A 24,357-nucleotide genomic window follows, 5' to 3' on the forward strand; every position below is an offset into this window, starting at 1 on the left:
CCGACATGGCCGCAATGAACCTGTTTGCCGATATCCGCACCCTCGTGACCGACTGCCTGACCGCGATGGCGGCGGAAGGCCAGCTTCCCGCCCGGCTCGATTTCGCCAATGTCGCGGTCGAGCCGCCGCGCGATGCCGCGCATGGCGACATGGCGACGAACGCGGCGATGGTGCTGGCGAAACCGGCGGGCGTGAAGCCGCGCGACATCGCCAATGCGCTCGCGCCCCGTCTGGCGGCCGACCCGCGCGTGGCCGAGGCGACGGTCGCGGGGCCTGGCTTCATCAACCTGCGGCTCGCGCCCGCGGTCTGGCAGGGCGTGGTGGCGACGGCGCTGGAGTTCGGCACCGATTACGGGCGCGCGATGGCCGGCGCGGGGCGGCGGGTGAACGTCGAATACGTCTCGGCCAACCCCACGGGGCCGCTGCATGTCGGCCACACGCGCGGCGCGGTGTTCGGCGACGCGCTGGCGCGTCTCCTTGCCTTTGCGGGCTGGGACGTGACCAAGGAGTATTACATCAACGACGGCGGCGCGCAGGTCGAGGTGTTGGCCCGGTCCGCATACCTGCGCTACCGCGAGGCGAATGGCGAGGCGGTCGAGATCCCCGCGGGCCTTTACCCGGGCGACTATCTCGTCGAGGTGGGCAAGGCACTTGCCGCCGAGTTCGGCGACAGCCTGATGGACCAGCCCGAGGAAAGCTGGCTGCCCGACGTGCGCGACTTCGCCATCGAGCGGATGATGGCGATGATCCGCGACGACCTCGCCGCGCTGGGCGTGACGATGGACGTGTTCTTCTCGGAGCGCTCGCTCTACGGCACCGGCCAGATCGAGGCAACGCTGGCGGCGCTGGAGGAAAAGGACCTCGTCTATGTCGGCGAGCTCGAGCCACCCAAGGGCAAGCTGCCCGAGGACTGGGAGCCCCGCCCGCAGACCCTGTTCCGCTCGACGGCCTATGGTGACGACACCGACCGCCCGGTGCGCAAGGCGGACGGGTCGTGGACCTATTTCGCCCCCGACATCGCCTATCACCGCGACAAGATCGAGCGCGGCTTTGACCTCCTGATCGACGTCTGGGGCGCCGACCATGGCGGCTATGTCAAGCGGATGAAGGCGGCGGTGGCCGCGCTGAGCGACAACCGGGTCGAGCTCGACGTCAAGCTCTGCCAGCTCGTCAAGCTCTTCAAGGCCGGCGAGCCCTACAAGATGTCGAAGCGGGCGGGCACCTTCGTGACGCTGCGCGACGTGGTGGACGAGGTGGGTGCCGACGTCACCCGCTTCGTCATGCTGACGCGCAAGAACGACGCGCCGCTCGACTTCGACTTCGCTAAGGCGCTGGAGCAGAGCCGCGACAACCCGGTCTGGTACGTGCAGTACGCGAACGCCCGCACCCATTCCGTGTTCCGCGCGGCCGAGGAGAAGGGCGCGGGCGTGGCGGAAGAGTCACTGAAAGGTGCCGATCTCACCCTGCTGGGGCATCCGGCCGAGCTTGCGCTCTTGCGCAAGATCGCCGAGTGGCCGCGTCTGGTGGAAACCGCGGCGCAGCATCACGAGCCTCACAGGATCGCCTTCTATCTCTATGACCTCGCGTCGGAATTCCACGCGCTGTGGAACCGCGGGCAGGACGAGCCGGGGCTGAGGATCGTGCAACCCGAGGACCCTGCTGCTTCGCGCGCGCGCCTTGCCATGGCGCTTGCCGTCAGAGTTGTTATTTCGGCCGGTCTTGGTATTCTTGGCGTCACCCCTGCGAGTGAGATGAAATAGTCACGATTAAGAACAAGCTGGGGTCGAGCAGGCAATCCCCGGGAGCCTCTCCGGGGCGCGACAGGCGCGGGAGGCTATGAAAGCCTATTACGACGACGATGAAGACTATGCCGACGCCCTCAGTGCCGCACATGCCCGCGGCGGCTGGCGCGCCACTGTGTCGATCTGGATCGGCGCGGGGGTGGCGCTCGCCCTGATCGCGGGGCTCGTGCTCTGGTCGTGGCAACTCGCGACGCGCGAGCCGGGCGAGGTTCCGCTGATCCGCGCCGCCGTCTCGCCCGCCAAGGAACGCCCCGCCGACCCCGGCGGCGCAGGCACGCCGCACCAGGATGTCCGCGCCTTCGACGCGGCGCTGGGGCAGGGCGGGGCCGCGCCGCAGGTCGTGCTTGCCCCGCCCGCGCCCGCGCCGACCGCCGAGGACACCGCCATGGGACGCCTTGCGCCGCAGGCCGGTGGCGCATCGCCCGACGTGGTCGCGGCCGTGGTCGGCGGCGTCGAGGAGGTCGACGAGCGCGCGCCCCCGGCGGCCGCGATGCCCGGCCCGAGCCCGCTGATCGAGGCCGAGCAGGCCCTGATCGAGGAGAGCCTGCGACGCGTCCTGACGGATCAGGGGACGGTAGGGCCGGTTCCACCGGTAGGCGCCACCAGCGAGCAGGCGCCACCCTACAGCCCCGCAATCCGCGGCAAGCCGGGTGACCTGGCCGCGCGCGTCGCCGCCGCTGCCGCCACGGCTACCGATGCCGAGGCGACGCTGCGCGAGCAGGCGGCGACCTCGCAGATCCAGGTCCAGCTTGGCGCCTTCCCCGAGCGCGGCGAGGTCGACCGCGAATGGCAGCGCATCTACCAGGCGAACCGCGACATCCTGTCGGGGCGGACGCTTGCCGTGCAGCAGACCACCTCGGGCGGGACCGTCTATTTCCGCCTGCGCGTGGGGCCCTTCCGCGACGGGCACGAGGCCAATACGGTCTGCCAGGCCCTGAAGGCGCGAGGGCAGGACTGCCTCGTCGCCATAAACACCGACCGGAGGGGATGAGGTGGCGGCCCCCTCGGCCTCCATCTTCGGCGTCCTTGGCCCCGCGTTGACGCAGGCCGAGCGCGCCTTTCTGCGCGAGGCAGACCCCTGGGGCTTCATCCTGTTCGCGCGGAACATCGAGAGCCCGGCGCAGGTCGCGGCGCTGGTGGCCGGGCTGCGCGAGGCGGTGGGCCGCAACGCCCCCGTGCTGATCGACCAGGAGGGTGGGCGCGTCGCCCGGCTTCGTCCGCCGCACTGGCGCGGCTGGCGCCCGGTGGCGCACCTGTTCGACGGTCGGGCCGAGGCCGAGGCGCGCGAGGCATTGCGCCTGCGCTATCGCATCATCGCGGCCGAGCTTGCGGCTCTGGGCATCGACGTGAACTGCATGCCGCTGCTGGACCTGCCGGTGCCGGGCAGCCACGACGTGATCGGCGCGCGCGCGCTGGGCACCGAGCCGGCGCCGGTGGCCGCCCGCGCCCGCGTTGTCTGCGAGGCGCTGCGCGAGGGGGGCGTGCTGCCGGTCGTCAAGCACCTCCCCGGCCATGGACGTGCCACGGTCGACAGCCACGAGGGGCTGCCGCGGGTCGCGACGGATCTCGCCACGCTCGACGCCACCGACTTCGAGGCGTTCCGGCCCCTGGCCGGCGAGGTGCTGGGGATGACCGCGCATATCGTCTACGAGGCGGTCGACCCCGACGCCTGCGCGACGCTCTCGCCCGCCTGCATCCGTCTCATCCGCGAGCGGATCGGCTTCGAGGGGTGCCTGATGACGGATGATCTCTCGATGCACGCGCTCGCCGGCCCGATGGGCGCGCGGGCCGGGGCGGCGCTTGCCGCGGGGTGCGACCTGATCCTGCACTGCAATGGCGAGATGGCCGAGATGGAGGCGATCGCCGCCGCCACCCCCGGCCTCGCCGGGGCCGCTCTCGCCCGTGCCGACCGCGCGCTGGCGGCGCGGCGCGCGCCCGGGTCCTTCGACGCCGACGACGCCCATGCCCGCTATCTCGCCCTGACCGGAGAGGCCGCCCATGCCTGACGACATCTTCGATCTCGACGCGCTCGCGGCCTTCGAGGGGGCGCCTCGCGACTCCGCCGCCATCGAGGCCGAGACGCTGGTGGTGGACGTGGACGGCTTCGAGGGGCCGCTCGACCTGCTGCTGACGCTCGCGCGCGCGCAGAAGGTGGACATGCGGCGCATCTCGGTGTTGCAACTGGCCGAGCAGTATCTGGCCTTCATGGCCGAGGCGCGGCGGATGCGCATCGAGCTGGCGGCCGACTACCTGGTGATGGCGGCGTGGCTCGCGTATCTCAAGTCGCGCCTGCTGCTGCCCCAGCCCGACGGCGCCGAGGGGCCGTCGGGCGAGGAGCTGGCGGCGCGGCTGGCCTTCCAGCTCGAGCGCCTCGAGGCGATGCGGCGCGCGGCGGCGCGGCTGATGGCGCGCGACCAGAAGGGGCGCGACTTCTTCGCCCGCGGGCTGACCGAGGCGATGACGGTGCGGCGGCGCACCGAATGGTCGGCGTCGCTGTCGGACCTGCTGCGCGCCTATGCCCGGGTCAAGACGCGCGAGGAATACCGCCCGCTCCAGATCGACCGCGACGCGCTCTTTGCCATCGACGCGGCGCTCGACCGGCTGAAAAGCCTGGTCGGTCAGACGCTCGACTGGGGCAGCCTCGCGGGCTTCCTTCCCGAAGGCTGGGCGCTCGACCCGGTGAAGCGGCGCAGCGCGCTGGCCTCGTGCTTCGCGGCGTCGCTGGAGCTGGCCAAGCGCGGCGAGATCGAGCTCAGGCAGGCCGAGACCTTCGCGCCGCTCTACCTGCGCCGCCGCGCCAGCGTGGCCGAGCCCGCCGGATGAGCGACGAGACCGAGGACGAGGCCGGGCTCGCCGGGGCGGAGGATACGGGCGCGGCCGGGCTTTTCGACGCCCCCCCGCTGCCCGAGCAGGAGCGCATGGTCGAGGCAATCCTGTTCGCCGCCGCCGAGCCCATGACCCGCGCCCAGATCGAGGACCGCCTGCCGCACGGCTCGGATGCCGGCGCGGCGCTCGAGATGCTCCGCCGCCGCTACGAGGGCCGCGGCGTGCGGCTGGTCCGCGTGGGGCCGGGCTGGGCGTTCCGCACGGCGCCCGACCTCGGCTTCCTGATGCGTCGCGAGGCGGCCGAGTCGCGCAAGCTCTCGCGCGCGGCGATCGAGACGCTGGCGATCGTCGCCTATCACCAGCCCGTTACCCGCGCCGAGATCGAGGAGATCCGCGGCGTCACCGTCTCGAAGGGCACGGTGGACCTGCTGATGGAGCTCGACTGGATCAGGCTGGGCCGCCGGCGCGAGACGCCGGGGCGGCCGGTGACCTTCGTGACGACGAATGCCTTCCTCGACCATTTCGGGCTCGAAAGCGCGCGCGACCTGCCGGGACTGAAGGAGCTGCGCGCCGCGGGCCTGCTCGACGGCATGCCGCCCGAGGGGGGCGAGGGCGACGAGCCGGGAGAGGAGGTCGAGACCTCCGACATGTTCGGGGAGGAGGCCGAGGCCGACGATTCCGCCGGCGACACCGGCGACGATCTGCCCCCGCGCTGACCGCGGACCCGCAGGGCGGGGTTCACTCCGCCATTCCTCTGGTCGATGCCGGCGGGGTGACCGTGGCGGGGTGAACCCCGCGCAACGATAGCCCACCGGTCGCCGCGGCCCGTCGCGGCACAGCCGCGATCCGTGCCGGCCGGGGCTAGATGCCTTGCACGGCACGCCCCTCGCGCGGCGTCATGGCGCCCGGAAATGCTTGGCGAGCTTCAGCGCCTGTCCCTGGTAGTTCGAGCCGATGTCGCGGCCGTAGAGCAGGTCCGGTACCTCGGCCATGCGCTCGAACACCAGCCGGCCCACCACCTGCCCGTGCTCGAGCGCGAAGGGCGCCTCGTGGCAGCGCACCTCGAGCACGCCGCGCGAGCCCGAGCCGCCGGTGGACGGGTGCCCGAAGCCCGGGTCGAAGAAGCCCGCGTAATGCACCCGGAACTCGCCCGCGACGGCCGTGTAGGGCATCATCTCGGCCGCGGTCTGCGGCGGGATCGACACCGCCTCGCGGCTGACCAGGATGTAGAAGGCGCCGGGGTCGAGGATGATCCCGCCATGCGAGCCGGGGCGGACCGGCTCCCAGAACTCCTCGACCGGGTAGTGGCCGATGCGGCCAAGGTCGATCAGACCGGCATGGCGCCGTGCCCGCCAGCCGATCAGGCCGCCCGGCGCCGCCGCCCTGAGATCGACCGAGAAGCCGAGGCCCCCATCGATCACCGGCTCGACGTCCACCAGCCGGTCGCGCGCGTTCAGCGCGGCGAGCGCCGCGTCGTCGAGCATCGCCTCGCCGCGGCGGAAGCGGATCTGGTTGAGCGCGACTCCCGGCCGCACCAGCACCGAGAAGGTGCGCGGGCTGATCTCGGCATAGAGGGGGCCCTGGTAGCCCGCCTCGACCCGGTCGAACTCGGCCGAGCGGTCGGTGATGAGCCGCGTCAGCAGGTCGAGCCGCCCGGTCGAGCTCTTCGCGTTCGCGGCCGCCGAGACATCCGCGGGCAGCGCCAGCCGCTCGCTGAGCTCGACCACGTACACGCAGCCGGTCTCGAGCACCGCGCCGGGGGTGAGGTCGATCTCGTGCATCGCGAACAGCGCCAGCCGCTCGGCCACCGTGCGCTCCCGCCCGGCGAGGAAGCTCGCCCGCACGCGCCAGGCCCGGCGCCCCAGCCGCAGGTCGAGGCTCGCGGGCTGGATCTGGGCGCGCGTCACCTCGGGCAGGGCGGCGATCTCGCCGGCTTCGATCATCGCCCGCAGGCCCTGCGAGGGGATCACGCCATCCGTCATGCCGGTCCTCCTTCGGCCCGGAGCGGGGCCGGAAACGAAAACGCCAGCGGCAGGGCCGCTGGCGTCTCGGTGTTGGTCGGGCCGGCGAGATTCGAACTCACGACCTCTTGCGCCCCATGCAAGCGCGCTACCAGGCTGCGCTACGGCCCGACAACCGTGGACGCCCTTATACCGGTTGCGCCCGCGAGTTCAATGGGAAAGCGACGGATTTCCATCGCCACAACGACGGCGCCGGGCCGCCCGCAAACGGCCCGACCCGCGGTGCGCGCCTCAGTTCCGCTCGAGCCGCGCGAGCACCGATTCGAGGCGCGCGATCGAGGCGCGGATGCGCTCGGCGGGGTCACCCGCGGCCTCGTCCGGCGCCGCCTCGGCAGCCTGCGGCGGGGCCATCCGCGCGCGGATCGAGGCGAGCCGCGCCGGCGTGTCCTCGGGCAGGGAGGGCACCAGCGGCGCCCCCCCGGCCTCGGCGCGCCCGCGCGCGATCACGGCCTTGACGCCCTGCTCGCGCAGCACCTTCTGCACGCCCTTGATGGTCATGCCATCGCCGTAGAGCAGCGCCTTGATGCCGCGCAGCAGCGCCACGTGGTCGGGGCGGTAGAGCCGCCGCCCGCCGCCGCGCTTCAGCGGCCGGATCTGGGTGAACCTGGTCTCCCAGAAGCGCAGGACGTGTTGCGGCAGGTCCAGTTCCTCGGCGACTTCGCTGATCGTGCGGAACGCCTCGGGCGACTTGACCGGGCTGCCCTGCTGCGATGCCGGGACCGTGCTCACGCCTCGCCCCCGTTCACCCGCTCCTTCATGATGTGCGACGGGCGGAACACAAGCACGCGGCGCGGCTCGATCGGGACTTCCTCGCCGGTCTTGGGGTTTCGGCCCATGCGGGCGCCCTTTTCACGGACGGTGAAGGTGCCGAAGGAGGAAATCTTGACATGCTCGCCGCGGACCAGCGCGTCCGAGATCTGCCCGAGGATGCTCTCGACCATCTCGGCCGATTCGTTGCGCGACAGACCGATCTCGCGATAGACCGCCTCGCTCAAGTCAGACCGGGTCAGCGTGTTGCCTGCCATCGTCCCCTCCGATTATCAACGCCCGACACCCCGCGCCTTCTCGCGAGCATAGGACAGCCCGCGAAAACGAGTCAATGTCAATGACTTGTGCTGCGATGCGAAAGCGGTGCCCGAGGAAGGCGCCGGACCGCCCCGCCGCGCCTACCAGCGCATCAGCGCCGATCCCCAGGCAAGCCCCCCGCCGATGCCTTCCATCAGCAGCAGATGGCCGGCGCGGATGCGCCCGTCGGCCACCGCGGTGGAGAGCGCGAGCGGGATCGAGGCGGCCGAGGTGTTGCCGTGATCGTCGACCGTGACGACCACCTTTTCCATCGGGATACCGGCCCGCTTGGCGGTCGATTCGATGATGCGGATGTTCGCCTGGTGGGGGACGATCCAGTCCACCTCGGTGCTGGTCACGCCCACCTTCTCCATCACCTCGTCGGCGACATCGGCGAGCTTCTGCACCGCGTGGCGGAACACCTCGCGCCCCTCCATCTTGAGGACGCCCGCGTCGCGCGTCGACGACGGCCCGCCCGAGACGTAGAGGATGCGGTTGTGCGCCCCGTCGGAATGCAGGCATGTGCCCAGCACGCCGCGGTCCGCTGGCGTGCCCGCGCCGATGCCGCCCTCCAGCACAACAGCCCCCGCGCCGTCCCCGAACAGCACGCAGGTCGAGCGGTCCTGCCAGTCGAGGATGCGCGAGAAGGTCTCGGCCCCGATCACCAGCACCCGCTCGGCCATGCCGCTGAGGATCAGGCCGTTCGCGTTGGCCAGCGCATAGATGAAGCCCGCGCAGACTGCCTGGATGTCGAAGGCATAGCCACGCCGCATGCCTAGCGCGTCCTGCACCCGCGTTGCGGTCGAGGGGAAGGTCTGGTCGGGCGTGGCGGTCGCCAGCACGATGGCGTCGAGATCGTCTCCCGCCATGCCCGCCGCCGCGAGCGCGCGCTGCGCCGCCGCGATCGCGAGGTCCGAGGTCATCTCGTCCTCGGCCGCGATGTGGCGCCGCCGGATGCCGGTGCGCGAGACGATCCACTCGTCCGAGGTGTCGAGCGTGTGCGCAAGTTCGGCGTTGGTCACCACCCGCTCGGGCAGGTAGTGCCCGCAGCCCACCGCCCGGCTCCGCAGAACGCTCATTCATCGGCTCCTTGCTCGTCTGCATTCCGGCCAGCCTGCTGGGCGCGGTCCTCGGCAGTCAGGGTGTTGATCCGGGTCAGCCGCTGCTCGACGCCGGTGGCGAAATCGGTCGAGGCCATCCGCGCGGCCAGCCGGACCGCGGCCTCGAAGCCCACGGCGTCGGCGCTGCCGTGGCTCTTGATGACCGCACCGTTCAAGCCGAGGAACACCCCTCCGTTGACCCGGCGCGGGTCGATCCGCCGCGCAAAGCGCTTGAGCGAGCCCATCGCGACCAGCGCGGCCAGCCGCGAGAGCACCGTGTGCCGGAAGGCGTCGCGCAGCCCCGCGCGGATGAAGGCGGCGGTGCCCTCGGCGGTCTTGAGCGCGACGTTGCCGGTGAAGCCGTCGGTCACGAACACGTCGACCCCGCTTGCGAACATCTGCGTGCCCTCGACGAATCCAACGCAGTCGAACGCCGACTCCGGCGCCTCGGCGGCCGCGGTCAGGATGCGCAGCGCCTCGCGCAGGTCGTCGCGGCCCTTGGTCGCCTCGGTGCCGACGTTGAGGATGCCGACGCGGGGCCGGGCCAGCCCGAAATTGATCCGCGCGTATTCCGCGCCCATCACCGCGTATTGCACGAGGTTCCGCGCGTCCGCCCGGATGTCGGCGCCCATGTCGAGCACGATGTTATAGCCATGCGGCGCGCTCGAGGGCCAGTGCACCGCGATGGCGGGGCGGTCGATTCCCGGCGCCTTTCGCAGCAGCAGCACCGACATCGCCATCAGCGCGCCGGTGTTGCCCGCCGAGACCGCCGCGCCCGCCTCGCCGCGCTTGACCGTCTCGATGGCGTTCCACATCGAGCTGCCGCGATGCTCGCGCAGCGCGCGCGAGGGCTTGTCGGCCATGCGCACGACATCGGCGGTGTGGCGCAGGTCGACCCGGCTGCGGAGCGCAGCGAACGAGCGCTTGCGCAGCAGCCGCGTCAGCGCCGCCTCGTCGCCATGCAGGATGAAGGAAAGGTCCGGCGCGCCGCGCAGCGCCCGGTTCAACCCACCGAGGACAGGAGCGGGCCCCTTGTCCCCCCCCATCGCATCAACGGAGATCACGGTCGCGCGGGTCATTTCGCCTGTCGACTCAAAGGCCCGCAACGCCCCCTAGGGACGGCGGGCCAGAAGGCGCCGGAACACCCGGCCGTTGCGCTCAGGCGGCGTCTTCGTCGAGATCGACCTCGGCCGTCCGGGCCACGACCTCGCGGTCGCGGTAATGGCCGCAGGCGCCGCAGACGTGATGGGGCAGCTTGAGTTCGCCGCAGTTCGGGCACTCGTTCGACGCCACCGCCTTCAGCGCGTCGTGGCTGCGGCGCATCCCGCGCTTCGACCGCGTTTTCCGGTTCTGAGGGACTGCCATGATGTAACCTCTGCTCTTGTCGCACGGGCGCCCCGTCCGGGCGCGCGATGGGGCGGTGTGTCTGTCCGGCACGCAAGACAGCGGCGCGGGTCGGCGCCGGCCGCAGGCCATCCGGTGAACGAGACGCGGAAAATACTCGCTTTCGACGCCGGGGCAAGTGCTTTTTTCCGGCGGTCAATCGCTGTCTCCGCTCAGGCGCGCGCGCAGTCCCGCCAGCCCGGCGAAGGGCTTCTCGGCGGTCTCGTCGATCGGTGCCGCGCCCGGCGGCGTGCGCGAGACGGTTCCGAGCCCGGCGCCCGGCGCCCGCGGATAGGGGTCGATCGCGAGCGCAAGCTCCTCGACCAGCACCGCGCCGAGGTCGATCTCGTCGCCCAGCGGCTCGGGCGGCTCGTCGTCCTCGTCCTCGCCCGCCTCGCCCAGCGAGAGCGCGATCACGCCCGCTGCTTCGGCGCCCGGCTGGTAGCTGCGGGAGACGCGCGAATCGATCACGGTCTCGACCGGATCGAGGCTCACGACGCAGCGCTGCCCCACCCGGGCCCTCAGCCGCGCCTCGAGCCGCCAGCCCCGGCGCCCCTCGGGCGAGAGGCTGCCGGCAAGCGAGACATCGGCGAGCCAGTCGACATCGAGATGGCGCGCAAGCCGCACCAGCGTCTCGGCGTCCGGCACCAGCGCGACCGGGGTCTCGCCCTCGACGTCGAGCTTGCGCACGGGCAGGCGCATCGTCACGGGAAGCGGCGGGGCATCCGGCTCGGTGGGGGTGCTCATTGGCGCTCTCCGTCTCCTGCATCGCAGCCGGCCGGGGGCGCGCCCGTGTTCCGCGCCGCGATCCGCCCCCTCCGGGCTAGCGCGTCGCTTGAAATTAGTCCAGACGCAGGGTAGGGGAAACAGCGTGGACGAGGGACCTGAGGCATGACGCGGTTCGGACATCTTGCTTGCGCGACGGCCCTCGGGGTCACCCTCATCGGCTGCTCGCCGGTCATCAGCACGCATGGCTATGCGCCGCCCGAGGAAGAGCTGTCCGAGATCGCCGTGGGCCAGGATACCCGCGGCTCGGTTCGCCGCAAGATCGGGCGTCCGGGGCTTGGCGGCGTGTTCACGGACGACGGGTGGTATTACGTCTCGACCACCGTCGAGCGGCTCACCTGGCACGAGCCGAAGGTGACAGACCGCCGCGTCGTCGCGATCCGGTTCGACCAGGCCGACACGGTCGCCGCGATCAACACCTACGGGCTCGAGGACGGGCGCGTGGTCGATCTCGAGACCCGCACCACGCCGACGCGCGGCAGCGAGCTGACGGTGCTCCAGCAGCTTCTGGGCAACATCGGCAACATCTCGGCCGAGCAGGTCATCAACGAACAGCAGTAGTAGGCGGTCGCCCCCGCGAGCGCTCAGGCCCGCGCGCGGACGCCCTCGCGCAGCACCAGCCAGATCAGCGCCGCCCCCGCCGCCGTCAGGAAGGGCAGCATCGCAAGGTTGACCGCCGACCAGCCGAAGGCGGCCATCAGCGCGCCCGAGCTGAAGGACGCGGCCGTCACCAGCCCCATGACCAGGAAGTCGTTGAGACCCTGAACCCGCGCGCGCTCCTCGGGCAGGTGGGCGCCGGCGAGCATCGTCGTCGCGCCGATGAAACCGAAGTTCCAGCCCACGCCCAGCAGGATCAGCGCCGCGGTGAAGTGCTCGATCTCGATCCCCGACAACGCGATCAACGCCGCCACGGCAAGGCAGGCCAGCCCCATCGCGATGACCCGCGGCGCGCCCAGCCGCGCGATCACCGAGCCGGTGAAGAAGCTTGGCCCGTACATCGCCAGCACGTGCAGCCGCACCACCCCGGCGGCGTCGGGCGTGCCGAAGCCGCAGCCGAGCATCGCCAGCGGCGTCGAGGTCATCACGAGGTTCATCAGCGCGTAGGACACCATGGCGCACAGCATCGCCACCACCACGCGCCGGTCGGCGAGGATCTCGCGCCACGGCCGCCCGGCGCGCTCGCCCCGCGGGCGCCGCGTGGGGGGGGGGATGTCGAGCAAAAGCACCGGCAGCACGCCCACGAGGTTGAGCACGATCACCGCGCGGTAGGCCCCGGCGAAGGGCACGGGCTCCATCGCGTCCTGGAACCAGATAACCAGTTCGGGTCCCAGCAGCGCCGAGACGAGGCCCCCCGCCATGACGTAGCTGATCGCCTTCGGCCGGAACGCGGGGCTTGCCATGTCGGCCGCGGCAAAGCGGTAGAAGTTGTGCCCCGACATGTAGATGCCGGTCAGCAGCGCCGCGCCGCAGAACAGCGCGAAGTCCTTCTGGCCGATCGCATGGACCGCCAGCGCGGCGCCCCCCGCGCCGGCGAGAGCGCCGATCAGGAAGCCGGTCCGCCGCCCCAGGCGCGCCATCAGCATGGACATGATCGGCGCCGCCAGCATCGAGCCCATCACGGTCATCGAGATCGGCACCGTCGCCAGCGCCTTGTTCTCGGCCAGCATGGCGCCGACCAGACCGCCCAGGATGAAATGCACGGGCATCTGCGCACCCAGCACCGACTGCGCCCAGACGAGGATGGTGACCGCGCGACGCGCGCGGACGTCGTCATGCATCGGAGGGGCAACGGTGTCGGTCATGCGCGACGCTTAGTGTCTTCCGCGAGGCCACGCAATGCGACGCGTCTGCAGGGCAGGTTTGCGTCCGAAAGAGGGCCCGCTCAGCGCGGCGCCATATCGGCCGCGCGCACCTCGCGCGCCATGTGGTCGAGCACGGCGTTGACGAACTTCGCCTCCTTGCCCTCGGCGAAGAAGGCCTTGGCGACATCGACATACTCGCCGATCGTCACCTTCGGCGGGATGTCGTGCCGGGCCATCAGCTCGTGCCCCGCGGCGCGGAACACCGCCCGCAGGGTCGCGTCGATGCGGCCCAGCGGCCATTTCTCGACCAGCGCCCGGTCGGTGAGCTGGTCGATTGCGGCCTGCCGCGCCACCACCCCTTCGAGGATGTCGCGGAACAGGTCGATATCGGCCTCGCGGTACTGCTCGCCGTCGATCTCGGCGCCCAGCCGATGGGTTTCGAACTCCCGCCGCACCGTCTTCCAGTCGGCGCCGCTCAGTTCCATCTGATAGAGCGCCTGCACCGCCGCGAGGCGGGCGGCGGACCGCGCGAGGCGGGCTTCGGAATGCGCGCGCGAGGCCATCACGCGGTCCTCGTGCTGGCCGAGACGGCGGCGGTCATCACGTCGGCCTCGGGTCCCGCCGGGCCGCCGCGGAAGCGGCGCGCGAGGTCGATGAGGTGCACGGCCGCCGCCGCCGCGCCGCCGCCCTTGTCCATCTCGGCGGGGTTCGCCCGCGCCTCGGCCTGCGCCAGCGTCTCGCAGGTCAGGATGCCGTTGCCGATGCACAGGCCGCGCTCGACGCCAAGCAGCATCAGTCCGCGCGAGCTGTCGTTGCAGACCGTGTCGTAATGCGTCGTCTCTCCCCGGATCACGCAGCCGAGCGCGACATAGCCCTCGTATCGCCCGCTGTCGGCGGCGAGGCGGATCGCCGGAGGGATCTCGAGTGCGCCGGGAACCTCGACCGTCTCGGCCACCGCGCCCGCCTGCTCCAGCACGGCGCGCGCGCCCGACAGCAATCCGTCGGCGATGGCGCGGTAATAGGGCGCGACCACGATCAGCACGCGCGGCGCGGGGGCAAGGCGGGGCAGGGCGAGGCTGCCGGTCGCGGGTCCCGCCATGGCTCAGGCCCCCCGTCGCGGAATGGGCCGGGTCGCAACGATGGTGATGCCATAGCCATCGAGGCCCACGACCTTGGGCGCGGGCGAGTTCGACAGCATTTCCATCTCGGTGATGCCGAGGCTCAGCAGGATTTGCGCGCCCACGCCATACTGCCGAAGCTGCCGCGGCCCGGCGCCCGCTTTCGGCCGCAGCCGGTCGGACACCGCGGTGGGCGAGCTGTCGCGCAGCATCACCACCGCGCCGCGCCCCTCGGCCGCGATGGCGGCCATCGAGTCGGGCACCTGGCTCGCCCGCTCGGGGTTGAGCGCGATCACGTCCTCGAGCGGATCGAGCACATGCATCCGCACCAGCACCGGCCGGCCGTCGGCGACATCGCCCTTGATCAGCGCGTAATGCTCGGCGCCGTCGGGGGCGTCGCGGAACACCCTGAGACGCCAGGTGCCGCCGATCATCGAGGTGATCTCGGCCTCGTCCACCTCGTGGACCAGGTTGTCGTGGCGCCGGCGATAGGCGATCAGGTCGGAAATCGTGCCGATCTTCAGCCCGTGGCGCTGGGCAAAGGCCACGAGATCCGGGAGCCGCGCCATCGAGCCGTCGTCCTTCATGATCTCGCAGATCACGCCGGCGGGCGTGAGCCCCGCCAGTCGGGCGATGTCGACCGCGGCCTCGGTATGCCCCGCGCGGACCAGCACGCCGCCGTCCTTCGCCCGCAGCGGGAACACGTGGCCCGGCGTCGCGATGTCGGCGGGGGTGGAGCGCGGGTCGATCGCCACCGCAATCGTGCGAGCCCGGTCATGGGCCGAAATGCCGGTCGTGACGCCCTCGCGCGCCTCGATCGAAACCGTGAAGGCGGTCTCGTGCCGCGACTGGTTCGAGGGCGACATCAGCGGCAGGCCCAGCGCGTCGACCCGCTCGCCCGGCATGGCGAGACAAATCAGTCCGCGCCCGTGCATCGCCATGAAGTTGATCGCATCCGGCGTCGCCATCTGCGCCGGGATCAACAGGTCGCCCTCGTTCTCGCGGTCCTCGTGATCGACGAGGATCACCATGCGCCCGTTGCGCGCGTCCTCGATGATCTCGGCGACGGGCGAGATGGCGTCGCTGTAGTCGGTGTCGGTCATCGGTTCGGGGCTCCGGGATGGCAGCGTCTTGGCGAGGCACTTAACCCGGACGGAACGGGAATTCCAGAGGGCTACCGAAGCCCGGTCTGCTTGAACATCGAGAGAGCATCGCTCTGGCGGTGCGGCTCCGGCATCATCCAACGCCAAGCACCCTGTCTGTATCAGTTGCCGAAATCAGAACCGCAACTGTCCACAGAAGCGCAGAGCCAAGTGCCGGCACGATACCCAGAAGCTTCTCGTGCATCGCAAGCTGTCGGCGATGGATGATTGTGAATGACAGACTTATGATCGCCGCCAATGATGCGGCTCCATACCACCAGAACAAGAAGATGTAGCCTCGAAACCAAGGATCGGGTTCGGAAAATAGAGCATGTATCGGGCCGGCAGCGAGACATAGAAACCACGCCACGGTCCCGCTGATCAATTTTTGCCGGATGGACATGGTAACGCGTTACTCGAATCCCGCAGAAGAACGTCGATCTGTATCAAATTTCTCGATGAAAGGGCAGAATACGCCGGTGCCGCACGTGACGGCGGCGGGGGACGTGAAGTGTGTGCGGGTGAGCGGCGGCTCGGCGCGCTGGCTCAGACCGCCTCCCGCAGCCGCGCCACGTAGCGTGCCATCAGGTCCACCTCGAGGTTGACCTCCGAGCCCTCGCCCTTGCCCCTCAGGCTCGTGATCTCCCAGGTGTGGGGGATGATGTTGACGCCGAAGCGCGCGCCCTCGACCTCGTTGATGGTGAGCGAGATGCCGTCGACCGCGATCGAGCCCTTTTCGGCGATGAATTTCGCCAGACCCGCCGGCGCCTCGATGGTCACGCGGTGCGAGGCGCCCTCGGGCCGGATCGCCACGATCCGCCCCAGGCCGTCCACATGCCCCGACAGGATGTGCCCGCCCAGTTCGTCACCCACGCGCAGCGCGGGTTCGAGGTTCACGGCGTCGCCCGCGCGCCAGGCGCCCAGCGTGGTGCGTGCGCGCGTCTCGGCCGAGGCGTCGACCGCGAACCAGGTCCGTCCCTCGCGCGTGCCCTTGGCCACCACGGTCAGGCAGATGCCGTTGCAGGCGATCGAGGCGCCGATCTCGATCTGCCCCTCGGGCCGCGCGCAGCCGATCTCGAGCCGCGTGTCGCCCGCCTCCGAGACGGCGAGCACCTGGCCGACCTCGCGAACGATCCCGGTGAACATGCTGGGCTTCCTCCCGCTTTCGCCGCCGTTATCCGGCGGGCCAGCGATACCGTCTGGTTGGCCTTGCGACAAGCCCCGCGGGGTTCGCATAGGGCCCGGACTGTTGCATCGCGGCTCTGGGCGCGGCATCGCGATTGGTCTAGTGTCGGCCTCGCGCGCGGCCCGGGGGGCGATGTAGCCGACGCGCCGCGTGCCAACGACAGACCCGATCCGGGGCCGGAGCAGGAGAGCGAGGGATGACGACAACGGCGCGGCTGCTTCTTGCAGCGTCCATGGCCGTGGGGCTGGCGGGCTGCGGCCTGCCGAGGAGCGGCCCCTTCTACAGCGAGATCACGTCGACCGAGGAAGCGCCCTTGCCGTTCAACGTGGTCGAGGTGACGCCTCAGGTGGTCGCCGCCACCACCATCGACGAGCGCCGCGGCTTCGATCCGTCCTTCCTTGACCAGCAGCCCGAGGACACCGACCGCGTGGCCCGCGACGACGTGCTGAGCGTGACGGTGTGGGAGAGCGTCGAGGAAGGCCTCCTCAGCCCCGAGGGCGTCGGCGCCACCGCGCTGCCGAACCTCGTGGTCGACGAGCGCGGCATGATCTTCGTGCCCTATGTCGGCGCCGTGAAGGCCGAGGGGCGCACGCTGGCCGAACTGCGCGACACCATCCGCAAGGCGCTGTCCGAGCGGACGGTCAACCCGCAGATCGACGTCCAGCCGGTCAGCTCGAACGGACGGCGCGTCAGCGTGCAGGGTGTGGTGAACGCGCCCGGCCTCTACCCGATCGAGCGCGCGACCAACCGACTTCTGCCCATGCTGGCCCGCGCGGGCGGTATCCGCGAGGATCCCGAGGTGATCCTGCTGCGCCTGCGCCGTGGCGGGCAGGAGGGCGAGATCTGGGTGCAGGATCTCTACGACAACCCCGCGCTCAACGTTGCACTGCGTCCCGGCGACGCGGTGATCGCCGAGCGCGACCGGCGGGTCTTCTCGGTCCTCGGTGCGGTGGGCGGGCAGTCGCTGGTGCCCTTCCCCAGCCGGGACCTGACGCTGACCGAGGCGCTGGCCCGCGCCGGCGGCCTAATCGACCAGACCGCCGATCCGACCGGCATCTTCGTGTTCCGCGAGGAACTGCCGCAGATCGCGACCACGTTGCAGGAGGTCGAGGGCGTGCAGGCCGCGGCCGGGAGCACCCAGACCGTCTTCGTCGTCGACCTGACCAAGCCGGCGGGCATGTTCATGGCCCGCGACTTCCGGCTGCGCGACCGCGACACGCTGTTCGTGACCACCGCGCCCTTCGTGCAGTGGCAGAAGATCATGCAGTCGATCGCGCCGCTGGTGGGCTTCTCGGCCTCGGCCCGGACGCTCTCGGGGGCCTGAGGCGTCGGGCGCGGCGGCCGGGCGCGGCTGGCGTCCGGCTCAGCCGCGGCGCCAGACGCTCAGGCAATCGCCGCCGACGCGCTCGAAGCGCTCGAGCGCGAGCCGCGGCGCCTCGCCGAGCCGCCCGAGCGCGAGCGGCCCGACCGCCGCCGCGCCCTCGGCCCCGATCGCCTTGCCGGCGGTGAACAGCCACAGCTCGTCCACCAGCCCCGCCCCAAGCAGCGACGCGGCGAGCCGGCCGCCGCCCTCGCACAGCACTCGCGTGAGTCCTGCCCCGGCCAGCGCCTGAAGCGCCGCGGCGGGATCGATCATCCGGCCCTCGCCGGGGACGCGGATCAGCCGCGCACCTGCTGCCGACAGCGCCTGCTGCCGGCCGGCCTCGGCGTCCGCCCGATGCAGCAGCCACAGCGGATGGCGGGTGGCGCTGGTCGCGAGGCGGCTCTCGAGCGGCAGCGTCAGCGCGGCATCGAGCACGACCCGGACCGGCCGGGGCGCGCCGGCGCCAAAGCCGCGGACGTCCAGCATCGGGTCGTCGGCGCGTGCCGTTCCCGCGCCGATCAGGATGCCGTCGGACTGCGCCCTCAGCCCGTGGACGCGCAACCGCGCCTCGGGCCCGGTGATCCAGCGGCTCTCGCCCGCCTCGGTGGCGATGCGCCCGTCGAGGCTGGCCGCGAGCTTCAGCGTCAGGTGCGGCCTGCCGCGCTCGATGCGGCCGAGAAAGCCCTTATTGAGCGCCGCGGCCTCGGCGGCCATCAGTCCCGTCTCGACCGCCACCCCCGCCTCGCGGAGCCGCGCGAAGCCGCGCCCCGCCACGCGCGGGTCGGGATCGCCCAGCGGGCAGACCAGCCGCGCGATGCCGGCCGCCACCAGCGCCTCGGCGCAAGGCGGCGTCAGGCCGTGATGCGCGCAGGGCTCGAGCGTTACGTAGGCGGTCGCGCCGCGCGCTGCGCCCGGCCCGCCCAGATGTTCGGCGGCTTCGAGTGCCAGCGCCTCGGCATGGGGCCGCCCGCCCGGCGCGGTGACGCCGCGGCCCAGAAGGCGTCCCTCGCGCACGATCAGCGCCGCGACCGCGGGGTTCGGTGCCACACGCCCCAGCCCGCGCCGGGCGAGGCCCAGCGCCATGGCCATCCAGCGGCGATCCTCGGCGGCGGCGGACCCGCCCATCGGATCAGCCGTCCTGTGCTGGCGGGTGGGGTCTCAGCTCGGACACGAAGTCCTCGAAATCCGCGACTTCCTGGAAGTTCTTGTAGACCGACGCGAATCGGACATAGGCAACCGTGTCGATCCGGCTCAGAGCCTCCATCACGATCTCGCCGATGGTGTCCGAGGGGATGTCGGTGTCGCCCATGCTTTCCAGCCGGCGCACGATGCCCGAGATCATCTGCTCGATGCGCTCGGGCTCGATCGGGCGCTTCTGCAGCGCGATGCGGATCGAGCGCGCGAGCTTGTCGCGGTCGAAGTCCTCGCGCCGGCCGTTCTTCTTGATGACCACGAGGTCGCGCAGCTGCACCCGCTCGTAAGTTGTGAAGCGCCCGCCGCAGGCGGGGCAGCTGCGCCGCCGCCGGATCGCGACGTGATCCTCGGCGGGCCGCGAATCCTTCACCTGTGTCTCGGTGTTGCCGCAGAACGGACAGCGCATTTCGGTATCCCCAAAGCCGAACGGACCAGCACTATAGGCGAGCGGCAAATCGTTGTGTAGGGGCGTTGAGCGGCCCCAAGATTTGCACCGTCGCGGCCGGAAACGCGAACGCCCGCGCACATGGCGCGGGCGTCGGGACCGGTGCGGGCCTTGCGGCTCAGAGCGTGTCGTAGATCGGGAAGCGGTCGCAGAGCGCCTTGACGCGGGCCTTCACGGACTCCTCGACGGCGGCGTTGCCTTCCTCGCCATTGGCGGCGAGACCGTCGAGCACCTCGCAGATCAGGCGGCCCACCTCGGCGAACTCTGCCTCGCCGAAGCCCCGGGTGGTGCCTGCCGGGGTGCCGAGGCGGATGCCCGAGGTCACCATCGGCTTTTCGGGGTCGAACGGGATACCGTTCTTGTTGCAGGTGATGTGGGCCCGGCCCAGCGCCTTCTCGGCGGCGACGCCGGTGACCTTCTTGGGGCGCAGGTCGACCAGCATGACATGCGTGTCGGTGCCGCCCGTGACGATGTCGAGCCCGCCGTCGATCAGCGTCTGGGCCAGCACCTTGGCGTTCCTGACGACCTGGGCTGCATAGGCGCGGAACTCGGGCCGCAGCGCCTCGCCGAAGGCCACGGCCTTGGCGGCGATCACGTGCATCAGAGGCCCGCCCTGCAGGCCGGGGAACACGGCCGAGTTGATCTTCTTCGCGATCTCCTCGTCATTCGTCAGGATGATGCCGCCGCGCGGCCCGCGCAGGGTCTTGTGCGTGGTCGAGGTGGCGACGTGGCACCAGTCGAGCGGGTTCGGGTGCTGCCCGCCCGCCACCAGCCCGGCGAAATGGGCCATGTCGACATGCAGGATCGCGCCCACGCTGTCGGCGATCTCGCGGAACTTCGCGAAGTCGATCTGGCGCGGGATGGCAGAGCCGCCGGCGATGATCAGCTTCGGCTTGTGCTGCGCCGCCAGCGCCGCGACCTGGTCATAGTCGATCAGGTTGGTCTCGCGGGTCACGCCATACTGGACGGCGTTGAACCACTTGCCCGACTGGTTCACCTTCGCGCCGTGGGTCAGGTGCCCGCCCGAAGCGAGTTCCATACCCAGGATCGTGTCGCCGGGCTGAAGCAGGGCGAGGCACACCGCCTGGTTCGCCTGCGCGCCCGAATGGGGCTGCACGTTCGCGAACTTCGCGTTGAACAGCTGGCAGATCCGCTCGATCGCCAGCTTTTCGGCCACGTCGACGTACTGGCAGCCGCCGTAATAGCGCCGGCCCGGATAGCCTTCGGCATACTTGTTGGTCATCACCGAGCCCTGCGCCTGCATCACGGCGCGGCTGACGATGTTCTCGGACGCGATCAGCTCGATCTCGTCGCGCTGGCGCGTGAGCTCGTGCGCGATCGAGCCGAACAGCTCGGGGTCGCGCGTGCTGAGATCCTCGGTGAAGAAGCCCTTGTCGCGGGTCGTCGCGTCCATCTGGTCGCCTCCTTGCGTCGGTTGTGCTGGGCGTCGCGCGTCGCGGTCTGGTGCCATCCCGCGAAGCGGCCCGTCAGGCTGTGGATGTTGCGCGCTTCTATACAAAAGCAAGTCGGTGGCAAACGGGAGGTTGGCAAAGAAAAACTTAAGGGCTCATAATTTCCCCTCCGTGGAAATCGGCGAGGTGCCGGGCGCGGGCGGGCGGCGGGCCGATTGCCGGGCGGGGCGGGCGCGGCTAAGGTCGGCCGGGCAGGGCGGGGGGCGGCGGGGCCGGTGACACTGACACGCATCGCATTCATGGCAAGCCCCGCGCCCGAGGCGCAGGAGGCGCTGGCCGCGCTGGTCCGCCGCTATGGCAACGCCGCGCCCGAATCGGCCGAGGCGATCGTGGCCCTGGGCGGGGACGGCTTCATGCTGCAGACGCTGCACGCCACCATGGGCCTCGGCGTTCCGGTCTACGGGATGCATCGCGGCACGGTGGGCTTCCTGATGAACGACTATGCCGAGGACGGGCTGCCCGCCCGGCTCGCCGCCGCGAAATGCGCCGTCATCAACCCCTTGCGGATGCTGGCCGAGACGCGGGACGGCGCGCGGCAGGAGGCGCTCGCGATCAACGAGGTCTCGCTGCTGCGCCAGACCCGGCAGGCGGCGAAGATTCGCGTGATCGTCGATGGCGAGGTGCAGCTGCCCGAACTGATCTGCGACGGCATCATGGTGGCGACGCCCGCGGGCTCGACCGCCTACAACCTGTCGGCCCATGGGCCGATCCTGCCGATCCGGGCTCGGCTGCTGGCGCTGACGCCGATCTCGGCCTTCCGGCCGCGGCGCTGGCGGGGCGCGATCCTCCCGCTCGAGACGCAGGTGCGCTTCGAGATCATCGAGCCGGACAAGCGGCCCGTCTCGGCCACCGCCGATCATGTCGAGGTGCGCGACGTGGTGGGGGTCGATGTCGCTGCCGCGCCGCAGATCGAGCTGCGCCTGCTCTACGATCCCGGCCACGGGCTCGAGGAGCGCCTGATCCGCGAGCAGTTCGCCACCTGACCACGCGCCGCGATTCGGTCTCCGCGGGCCGCCCGCGGGCGGGCGATGTCCTGCATTGGCACATATTTGCCACGCTCGGCCGCTATCCGAGCCCCGCCACATTTCGGCGACATTCCTGTCCGAGCTTTGCCGCGAGCCGGGTGGATACGGGACGTGTTTCGAGTCGAGTGCTTCGGGTGCTTCGCGTTTTTCCCCCGTGGCGTCGTATGCGTTGGGGGCAGTTACGTCGATGTGCCGCTATGCGTTGTTGTGCTGCGTTGACCCGCCGCGGATCGGCTTGCGGTTCGCGGCGGGCGGTTTTACCCGCTTTATTCGCGACACGCGGGGGGCCGTCACGCTCGACTGGATGACGCTGTCCGCGGGGCTCGCGGGACTCGCGGCGCTGGTCGTCGCCGGCATCTCCTGGTTTGGCATCCTCGACGGCGAGGCGATCGCGGCGCGCGTGCAGGCCGATGCGCGCCAGCATGTGGTTGCCGCGACGGGGATCGAGCGGGTCGACCCGGGCGCGCAGTACGCGCCGGGCGCGCCGGTGTTCGACCCCGGCGGCAAGGATCCAGGCGCGGTGGGGGCGCCTGCGCCGCTTCCGGCGTCGCCTCCCGTCCCCGATGCCGACCGCCCGGGCCTCTCGACCAAAGCCCCCTCGCCGCACGGGATCTGACACCGCGCGCCGCGCACGCCGCCCATCGGCCTTGCCCCGGCGGCACCGCGTCCCGACATGGTTGACGTGGCAAAGGCGCGCCTGCACACCATGCGCGCACAGGCAGGCCGCAGCAGGGCGCGCGCGATGACGATGGGCGAGCAACTCAGGTGGTGGGGGGCGGGGTTCGTCGTCCTCTGCCTCGTCCTGTGGCTGCTGGCCGAATCGCTCACGCCCTTCGTGCTGGGCGCGGCCATCGCCTATCTGACCGACCCGCTCGCCGACCGGCTCGAGCGCCTCGGCCTCAGCCGGCTGCTCGCCACGGTTGCGATCACACTCGGGGCGATGGGTGCGGCGGTGGTCGCGGTGCTGCTGGTCGTCCCCGCGCTGGTCGAGCAGGTCCGCGCCGTCATCGAGAACGCGCCCGCCTATGTCGAGCGCCTGCGCCTGTTCCTCGAGACCACGCTGCCACAACTCTCCGACGCCAGCGGGGTGCTGCGCCGGGGGCTCGATACTTTCAGTGGCCGGGTCGAGGGCTGGAGCGTCTCGGTCATCCAGAAGATCCTCTCGGGCGGCATCGCGGTCATCGACTTCGTGCTTGTGCTGTTCATCACGCCCGTGGTGGCGTTCTACCTGCTGCACGACTGGGACCGGATCGTCACGCACCTCGACGACGCGGCGCCGCGGCAGCACCGCGCGGTGATCCGGCGCCTCGCGTCCGAGCTCGACGACGTGCTGGCGGGCTTCGTGCGCGGGCAGCTCACGGTCTGCGCGATCCTCGGCATCTTCTACGCCGTGGCACTCAGCCTGGTGGGATTGCAGTTCGGGCTGCTGGTCGGCGCCTTCGCTGGGCTGATCAGCTTCATCCCCTTCGTCGGCTCGATCCTTGGCGGCACCATTTCGATCGGCATCGCGCTGGCGCAGTTCTGGGGCGAGTGGCATCTCGTCGCCGCCGTCGCCGCGATCTTTGCCGCGGGACAGGCGGCCGAGGGCAATTTCCTCACGCCGAAGCTGGTGGGCGGCCACGTCAAGTTGCATCCGGTGTGGCTGATGTTCGCCCTCTCGGCCTTCGGCTCGCTTATGGGCTTCTCGGGGATGCTGATCGCGGTGCCGGCGGCGGCGGCGATCGGCGTGCTCGTGCGCTTCCTGCTCGAGCAGTACAAGACCGGCCGGCTCTACCAGGGCAGCGCCGAGTGGCAGCAGGCCGAGGCCCGCGCCCGCGCACTGGCAAGTGCGGGCGAGGGCACGGCGGGCGCGCTGCCGGCCGCGGACGAGGGCACGGCGCCCGAGAGCGCGCGATGAGCGCGCCGGCGCGGCAGATCCCGCTCGACCTGCCGCCGCGCCCTGCGCTGGGGCGAGGTGATTTTCTCGTCTCGCCCGCCAACGCCGATGCCGTCGCGCTGATCGACGCCTGGCGCGACTGGCCGGGCGGGCGGCTCGCGCTGATCGGGCCGGCCAGCGCGGGCAAGTCGCATCTCGCGCATGTCTGGATGGCCGAGAGCGGTGCCGCCGCGGTCGAGGCCGCGGCGCTCGCGGCCGGCGCCGTGCCCGCACTGGCCGCGGGCGGCGCCGTCGTGGTCGAGGACGCCGACCGGCTCGCGGGGCTTCCCGAACCCGCGAGGCGCGCGGCCGAGAGTGCGCTGTTCCACCTTCTCAACCTGGTCGCGGCCGAAGGCGGGCGGGTCCTCGTGACCGGCCGCACGCCGCCCGCGGGCTGGGCGATCGTCACGCCCGACCTTGCCTCGCGGCTGCACAGCTTCGCGCTCGCGCGCATCGCGGCCCCGGATGACGCATTACTGTCATCGATCCTCGTCAAGCTCTTCGCCGACAGGCAGTTGCCCGTCGCGCCGGAAGTCGTGAATTATCTGGTGGAGAGGATCGACCGCTCCTTCGCCGCGGCCGAGCGGGCGGTGGCGGGGCTCGACTCCCTGTCGCTGGGGCAGCGGCGGCGGATCACGAGGCGTCTTGCCGCCGAGTATCTGGGCGAGACGGCCGGCGAGGACGATGGGGGCGGCGCCCCGGGAGAGTGAGG

26 protein-coding genes and 1 tRNA gene are annotated in these 24,357 nt (G+C 71.2%); 11 read left to right on the forward strand and 16 right to left on the reverse strand.

What is annotated here, in order from left to right; translation table 11 throughout:
- Window positions 1-14 precede the first annotated feature (14 nt).
- The 5 genes from argS to scpB all read left to right on the forward strand — a co-directional run bounded on the left by argS (window position 15) and on the right by scpB (window position 5,344).
- On the forward strand, window positions 15-1,760 hold the full coding sequence (gene argS, locus M1105_RS16320; RefSeq protein WP_249581603.1) for an arginine--tRNA ligase: 1,746 nt from the start codon (window positions 15-17) through the stop codon (window positions 1,758-1,760).
- Between the two features lie 76 nt (window positions 1,761-1,836).
- The gene (locus M1105_RS16325) at window positions 1,837-2,793 is read left to right on the forward strand and encodes an SPOR domain-containing protein (RefSeq protein WP_249581449.1); all 957 of its coding nucleotides are present in this window, start codon (window positions 1,837-1,839) and stop codon (window positions 2,791-2,793) included.
- A gap of 1 nt (window position 2,794) precedes the next feature.
- Window positions 2,795-3,808: a beta-N-acetylhexosaminidase gene (gene nagZ / locus M1105_RS16330; RefSeq protein WP_249581450.1), complete on the forward strand. Its 1,014-nt coding sequence runs from the start codon at window positions 2,795-2,797 to the stop codon at window positions 3,806-3,808.
- Window positions 3,801-4,625 carry a segregation and condensation protein A gene (locus M1105_RS16335; RefSeq protein WP_249581451.1) on the forward strand — a complete coding sequence of 275 codons (825 nt, stop codon included), beginning with the start codon at window positions 3,801-3,803 and terminating at the stop codon, window positions 4,623-4,625. Before nagZ ends, M1105_RS16335 begins: the two co-directional genes overlap by 8 nt.
- Complete coding sequence (gene scpB, locus M1105_RS16340; protein ID WP_249581452.1) at window positions 4,622-5,344, forward strand: SMC-Scp complex subunit ScpB; 723 nt, start codon at window positions 4,622-4,624, stop codon at window positions 5,342-5,344. Before M1105_RS16335 ends, scpB begins: the two co-directional genes overlap by 4 nt.
- Window positions 5,345-5,524: 180 nt before the next feature.
- On the opposite strand, the gene M1105_RS16345 is transcribed toward scpB, so the two are convergent.
- The 8 genes from M1105_RS16345 to M1105_RS16380 all read right to left on the reverse strand — a co-directional run bounded on the left by M1105_RS16345 (window position 5,525) and on the right by M1105_RS16380 (window position 10,944).
- On the reverse strand, window positions 5,525-6,610 hold the full coding sequence (locus M1105_RS16345) for a 2'-deoxycytidine 5'-triphosphate deaminase (protein WP_249581453.1): 1,086 nt from the start codon (window positions 6,608-6,610) through the stop codon (window positions 5,525-5,527).
- A gap of 73 nt (window positions 6,611-6,683) precedes the next feature.
- Window positions 6,684-6,760 (reverse strand) — tRNA-Pro (locus M1105_RS16350).
- Between the two features lie 120 nt (window positions 6,761-6,880).
- On the reverse strand, window positions 6,881-7,378 hold the full coding sequence (locus tag M1105_RS21005) for a MerR family transcriptional regulator (protein WP_406600637.1): 498 nt from the start codon (window positions 7,376-7,378) through the stop codon (window positions 6,881-6,883).
- Window positions 7,375-7,674 (reverse strand): integration host factor subunit alpha, encoded by a 300-nt coding sequence (gene ihfA / locus M1105_RS16360; RefSeq protein ID WP_249581454.1) that lies wholly within the window; start codon window positions 7,672-7,674, stop codon window positions 7,375-7,377. The genes M1105_RS21005 and ihfA overlap by 4 nt, the downstream gene beginning before the upstream one ends.
- Before the next feature lie 141 nt (window positions 7,675-7,815).
- Window positions 7,816-8,793: a beta-ketoacyl-ACP synthase III gene (locus M1105_RS16365; RefSeq protein ID WP_249581455.1), complete on the reverse strand. Its 978-nt coding sequence runs from the start codon at window positions 8,791-8,793 to the stop codon at window positions 7,816-7,818.
- Complete coding sequence (gene plsX, locus M1105_RS16370) at window positions 8,790-9,893, reverse strand: phosphate acyltransferase PlsX (RefSeq protein ID WP_249581456.1); 1,104 nt, start codon at window positions 9,891-9,893, stop codon at window positions 8,790-8,792. Before plsX ends, M1105_RS16365 begins: the two co-directional genes overlap by 4 nt.
- A 79-nt stretch (window positions 9,894-9,972) precedes the next feature.
- Window positions 9,973-10,179, reverse strand: a complete 207-nt coding sequence (rpmF, locus tag M1105_RS16375) for a 50S ribosomal protein L32 (RefSeq protein ID WP_249581457.1) — start codon at window positions 10,177-10,179, stop codon at window positions 9,973-9,975.
- A 174-nt stretch (window positions 10,180-10,353) separates the two neighbouring features.
- The gene (locus tag M1105_RS16380) at window positions 10,354-10,944 is read right to left on the reverse strand and encodes a YceD family protein (protein ID WP_249581458.1); all 591 of its coding nucleotides are present in this window, start codon (window positions 10,942-10,944) and stop codon (window positions 10,354-10,356) included.
- 144 nt (window positions 10,945-11,088) lie between these two features.
- Between M1105_RS16380 and M1105_RS16385 the strand changes: the two genes are divergently transcribed.
- A complete protein-coding gene (locus M1105_RS16385) occupies window positions 11,089-11,544 on the forward strand; it encodes an outer membrane protein assembly factor BamE (RefSeq protein ID WP_249581459.1) in 456 nt (151 codons plus the stop codon).
- Window positions 11,545-11,567: 23 nt separating this feature from the next.
- On the opposite strand, the gene M1105_RS16390 is transcribed toward M1105_RS16385, so the two are convergent.
- The 5 genes from M1105_RS16390 to M1105_RS16410 all read right to left on the reverse strand — a co-directional run bounded on the left by M1105_RS16390 (window position 11,568) and on the right by M1105_RS16410 (window position 16,191).
- Window positions 11,568-12,785, reverse strand: a complete 1,218-nt coding sequence (locus tag M1105_RS16390; RefSeq protein ID WP_249581460.1) for an MFS transporter — start codon at window positions 12,783-12,785, stop codon at window positions 11,568-11,570.
- A gap of 80 nt (window positions 12,786-12,865) precedes the next feature.
- A complete protein-coding gene (gene nusB / locus M1105_RS16395; RefSeq protein WP_249581604.1) occupies window positions 12,866-13,348 on the reverse strand; it encodes a transcription antitermination factor NusB in 483 nt (160 codons plus the stop codon).
- Entirely contained in the window at window positions 13,348-13,884 is a 537-nt protein-coding gene (locus M1105_RS16400) for a 6,7-dimethyl-8-ribityllumazine synthase (RefSeq protein ID WP_249581461.1), read from the reverse strand. The genes nusB and M1105_RS16400 overlap by 1 nt, the downstream gene beginning before the upstream one ends.
- Before the next feature lie 3 nt (window positions 13,885-13,887).
- Window positions 13,888-15,006 (reverse strand): 3,4-dihydroxy-2-butanone-4-phosphate synthase, encoded by a 1,119-nt coding sequence (gene ribB / locus M1105_RS16405; protein WP_249581462.1) that lies wholly within the window; start codon window positions 15,004-15,006, stop codon window positions 13,888-13,890.
- A 585-nt stretch (window positions 15,007-15,591) separates the two neighbouring features.
- Entirely contained in the window at window positions 15,592-16,191 is a 600-nt protein-coding gene (locus tag M1105_RS16410) for a riboflavin synthase (protein ID WP_249581463.1), read from the reverse strand.
- Window positions 16,192-16,427: 236 nt separating this feature from the next.
- Here M1105_RS16410 and M1105_RS16415 point away from each other — a divergent pair, with 236 nt between their 5' ends.
- A complete protein-coding gene (locus M1105_RS16415; RefSeq protein WP_249581464.1) occupies window positions 16,428-17,555 on the forward strand; it encodes a polysaccharide biosynthesis/export family protein in 1,128 nt (375 codons plus the stop codon).
- 39 nt (window positions 17,556-17,594) lie between these two features.
- Here the strand turns inward: M1105_RS16415 and ribD are convergent, their stop codons facing one another.
- From ribD to glyA, 3 genes are all read right to left on the reverse strand, one after another.
- Complete coding sequence (gene ribD / locus M1105_RS16420) at window positions 17,595-18,719, reverse strand: bifunctional diaminohydroxyphosphoribosylaminopyrimidine deaminase/5-amino-6-(5-phosphoribosylamino)uracil reductase RibD (RefSeq protein ID WP_249581465.1); 1,125 nt, start codon at window positions 18,717-18,719, stop codon at window positions 17,595-17,597.
- 4 nt (window positions 18,720-18,723) lie between these two features.
- Complete coding sequence (gene nrdR / locus M1105_RS16425) at window positions 18,724-19,194, reverse strand: transcriptional regulator NrdR (protein WP_249581466.1); 471 nt, start codon at window positions 19,192-19,194, stop codon at window positions 18,724-18,726.
- A gap of 157 nt (window positions 19,195-19,351) precedes the next feature.
- Complete coding sequence (glyA, locus tag M1105_RS16430; RefSeq protein ID WP_249581467.1) at window positions 19,352-20,647, reverse strand: serine hydroxymethyltransferase; 1,296 nt, start codon at window positions 20,645-20,647, stop codon at window positions 19,352-19,354.
- 273 nt (window positions 20,648-20,920) lie between these two features.
- On the opposite strand from glyA, the gene M1105_RS16435 reads away from it, so the two are divergent.
- The 4 genes from M1105_RS16435 (at window position 20,921) to M1105_RS16450 (ending at window position 24,355) form a co-directional block, all read left to right on the forward strand.
- Window positions 20,921-21,688, forward strand: coding sequence for an NAD kinase (locus tag M1105_RS16435; RefSeq protein ID WP_249581468.1), 768 nt, complete (start codon window positions 20,921-20,923; stop codon window positions 21,686-21,688).
- A 196-nt stretch (window positions 21,689-21,884) separates the two neighbouring features.
- A complete protein-coding gene (locus M1105_RS16440; RefSeq protein WP_249581469.1) occupies window positions 21,885-22,346 on the forward strand; it encodes a hypothetical protein in 462 nt (153 codons plus the stop codon).
- A 66-nt stretch (window positions 22,347-22,412) separates the two neighbouring features.
- Entirely contained in the window at window positions 22,413-23,627 is a 1,215-nt protein-coding gene (locus tag M1105_RS16445) for an AI-2E family transporter (RefSeq protein ID WP_319936801.1), read from the forward strand.
- On the forward strand, window positions 23,624-24,355 hold the full coding sequence (locus M1105_RS16450; RefSeq protein WP_249581470.1) for a P-loop NTPase family protein: 732 nt from the start codon (window positions 23,624-23,626) through the stop codon (window positions 24,353-24,355). Before M1105_RS16445 ends, M1105_RS16450 begins: the two co-directional genes overlap by 4 nt.
- Window positions 24,356-24,357 lie beyond the last annotated feature (2 nt).

The organism is Thermohalobaculum sediminis, from assembly GCF_023487995.1.
GTDB classification, from domain to species: domain Bacteria; phylum Pseudomonadota; class Alphaproteobacteria; order Rhodobacterales; family Rhodobacteraceae; genus Thermohalobaculum; species Thermohalobaculum sediminis.